Raw genomic sequence first — 3,893 nt, 5'->3', positions numbered from 1 at the left:
GGACTAAAGCATTTGCAGGCTCAATAATATATAATACAAGTAAGAGTCATGTTGGATTAGTTACTGATGAGGATGGATCAAGTGTTTACTACACTGATCACTCTGATGTGAAAAAATCTGGCAGAGAAATACTCCTTCAAACATCCAATGACCCTGCTTTTGAAAAATTTAAGTTCTATTTACCATATAGCAGAATACTGAAATAATAAGGAAATTGGAATAATACGCAAGGAAACCAAGTAACCTGCTAAATCTTTAGTGTTGGTCTTGTAAACCTTTTTTCATAGGACCGTATTCAATATTGCTATAAAATGTTGCAATAAAATAACGGTTCTTTAATAAAACAAGGGCAGTTATTTTATTTGAAGATTCATATGTTTAGTTGAATTTCTACAAGCTAAAGACTTGCTACTATTTTTGTTGCAAAACGTATTAAAGAATATTTTGCATTTGTAATATCTTAATATTTTTGTACTATACATTATTAATATTATGGATTGCTTTTTAAATGATAGACAAAATAATTGGAGGTAGTATTTATGAAAAAAGTTGTTGCGTGCTTAATTATGACAATTTTAATTCTTAGTATAAATATCAGTCTTGTAAATGCTTCGTATATAGAAAAAGGGAATCCGACAGCAACATACGCGGATAGAATTATTTTACCAAATGGCAATGAAGTTGATTTGAACGAATATTCTACGCTCTTATTTTGAACGGAACCATAATAACTGATTATGAAATAATTATTAGAAGTGACAAGGCATTGGTACCTGTAAGGTTAATCGCTCAGGAATTAGGTGCTTCTGTCAAACGGAAATAGATATTGGTATATCACTATACTCAAAAATACATGTAAGTAATACTTGTAATTTAGAATATAAATATTGCTATGCAAACCGTGGCAACTATGATTCTATGGATAAAATAATGACACGAAATACAGCCAGAAAGTTAAGTGAGATTATAATTAATAATTTTAATAATATTAATAAAATAACTTTTTTTGGTGGTGAACCACTATTGGGGATAGATGCAATTGAAGAAATATGTAGCAACTTAAGTCAAAAAAAAATATCATATAATATAATAACAAATTTGACTTTAATCGATGATAATGTTATTAAAATACTTGATAAATATAGAATTAAAATAACCGAGAGTATTGATGGAGCCAAAGAAATTCATGATTTTAATAGAATTTTTAAAAATGGAAAAGGGACTTATGATATTATAGCTAAAAATGTGAATACTTTACAAACAAGAGGACTAAATCTGGCATGCATAGAGGGAACATATACAGAAAATTCTGCAGCTAAATATAGCAGGCAACAAATAGCATCTATATTATATTTAGTATTGGAAAAGATTGCAGAATTACAAAAAAAGTAATACTTGATGATTTTATCAAAACAATTTATAAAATACAATCTTGAAATACTAGTAAAACCAAAATATTTAAAGAAAATTAGTATTTATCCAATATCACAAATTTATAAGTAAAATTGAAATTTTAACCTTATTAAAATAAATATTGATGTAGAATAGAATATTATGATAATTAAAGCATTTGTGGATTTTATTTAAAGTTAGGGGATAACTTAATATGAAAAAGTATATATATAAATACAAGGGTTTGTTGGTAGTTAATATAATATTGTTATTTATAATAACATTAATGGATATTCTGTTAGCAGCAGGATTAAAGATAATTGTAGATACCGGAGTAAATAAGAATTTAGGTAAATTTAATGAAATTTTAATTTATTCCGTTATATTTGTGATATTTTCTTTTTTAGTAAATTATTTATCGGATATCATGAAGGCTAAGTATATACAGAAAACTTTTTTGAATTTCAAGGGAGATTTATTTAAAAGACTCATAGAAAAAGACATAATGGCTTTCAGAGAAAATAATATATCATACTACATATCAATGTTTACAAATGATCTGACAATGTTGGAGCAGGATTACTTTAGTACTGTTTTGGATATCGTATATCAGAGTTTCAGATTTGTTTTGGCAACCACAGCCGTAGTGATCATGAGTCCTTATTTATTGGTGATTGTAATAGTAGTTGGTATTTTGCCCATTATAATACCTAATTTGTTCGGCAAAAAGGTTTCCCGGCACAGAAAAGATTTTTCCGATTCTTTAAGCAAATTTACTACATCCATGAAGGAATATTTGAGTGGCTATGAAGTTATAAAAAGCTTTAATATAGAAGATAAGATTAAAGAAGAATATGAGAATTCCAACAAAGAAGTTGAGATGACTAAATACAGGTTTAAAGTTTTCAGTTCCCTTGTAACCAATTTATCATCAATATCGGGATTTATGATGTTTCTGGTAGTAATTATATTTGGAGCATATATGGTTATAAAAGGAAAGTTAACGGTAGGATCGATGATGGCTTCTGTTCAGTTAATGAATTATATAGTAAATCCTTTAAGGGTTTTTTCGGAAGACCTTAATAAAATAAAATCAGTAAAACAAATCGGTAATAAGTTTAAAAATTTATTATCTTCTAATAATGTAGACAAAGGAAAAGGAATCAAAAAAGACGGCTTGTGTGATGAAATTAAATTTAAGAATGTCAGTTTTACCTATAATGAAAACAAAAATATTCTCAAGAATATTAGTTTTTCTATTAAAAAAGGAGAGAAATATGCCATAGTGGGACCTAGCGGAAGCGGGAAAAGTACAATTCTAAAGTTGCTTTTAGGATATTTTGAGGAATTCAAAGGAGAAATCACTATAGATGGAACGGACATAAGGCATATAAGGCCTGATTCTTTATATGAAATGGTTTCTGTAATACAGCAGGAAGTGTTTATATTTGATTCCAGCATAAAAAATAATATAGTTTTATTTAAAGATTATTCCGATGACCATATAAACGATATTATTGAAAAGTCTGGATTGAGTTTGTTTGTCAATTCTTTAAGCAACGGATTGGATACAAAGGTAGGAGAAAGCGGTTGTAATTTATCCGGAGGAGAAAGGCAGAGGCTTGCAATAGCAAGGGCTTTAATCAAAGGTACCCCAATTTTGGTATTAGATGAAGCCACTTCATCATTGGACAATGAAACTACATATAAAATAGAAAAATCTTTAATAGACATTGATGAGCTTACTACTTTAGTAGTAACTCATAAACTTATAAAAAATATACTGGAAAAATATGACGGGATAATTGTAATAAAAGACGGAGAAATCAAAGAAATAGGGACATTTGACGATCTTATGGACAGGAAAAAATATTTCTATAGTTTGTATACTATTGAAGGGGAAAGTACATATGGTGTAGGAATAAAAGAAGTATCCAATGATTAAAGGCATTGAATTATTATAGTGTCTAAAAACATAAATAAACTGAGAAAAGACATTAGCGTGTTATTATAAATATTAAAATGGGTCATTCCTATCTATAATATATTATTTTATAAATTTGGAATTCAACTAAGAAAATTATAGTTTCAATTTATAGGGAAGTTTTCTATCATAGTTATTTTTAAATTATAATTTAGCATACTTAAGTGTTAACTTTTACAATTATGAGAATCTGCGTTAAAGAAGGATTTGGGGTCAGGCTTGAATAATTTCCACAAAATAATATAATTGAAATAGATTAAAGTAGAGAATATTATTAAGACAAATGATAAAATTATTATGAACAAGACCTTTAAATAAATTTTATTTGAAGGTCTTGTTGTTTGTAATTTTAAATCTATTTTGCCACTAAGGGATTAACAGATCTAAGTGACATCTTTATTAGTAAATGGTTAAATTTGGTTGATATTATGGTAGGTGAATTATATACTATAGATGAACATTAGTAGATAAATATGTCTTAAGATGATGTTGGAGAATATTAAAAATATTGGAGTGA

At 27.5% G+C, this 3,893-nt stretch carries 4 protein-coding genes; all 4 read left to right on the top strand.

What is annotated here, in order from left to right:
- The coding region (locus RT714_RS15865; protein ID WP_313758982.1) for a hypothetical protein at positions 1–206 on the top strand (206 nt) is incomplete at its 5' end.
- A 333-nt stretch (positions 207–539) separates the two neighbouring features.
- A complete protein-coding gene (locus RT714_RS15860; RefSeq protein WP_313758980.1) occupies positions 540–716 on the top strand; it encodes a hypothetical protein in 177 nt (58 codons plus the stop codon).
- A 49-nt stretch (positions 717–765) separates the two neighbouring features.
- Positions 766–1,392 (top strand): radical SAM protein, encoded by a 627-nt coding sequence (locus RT714_RS15855; RefSeq protein WP_313758983.1) that lies wholly within the window; start codon positions 766–768, stop codon positions 1,390–1,392.
- Positions 1,393–1,606: 214 nt separating this feature from the next.
- Positions 1,607–3,337, top strand: coding sequence for an ABC transporter ATP-binding protein (locus RT714_RS15850; protein ID WP_313758978.1), 1,731 nt, complete (start codon positions 1,607–1,609; stop codon positions 3,335–3,337).
- Positions 3,338–3,893: the final 556 nt, after the last annotated feature.

It is taken from the genome of Tissierella sp. (assembly GCF_032104385.1).
Classification (GTDB): domain Bacteria; phylum Bacillota; class Clostridia; order Tissierellales; family Tissierellaceae; genus Tissierella.
The sequence above is the reverse complement of the archived record's forward strand: the minus strand, read 5'-3'. Positions and strand labels throughout refer to the sequence as shown.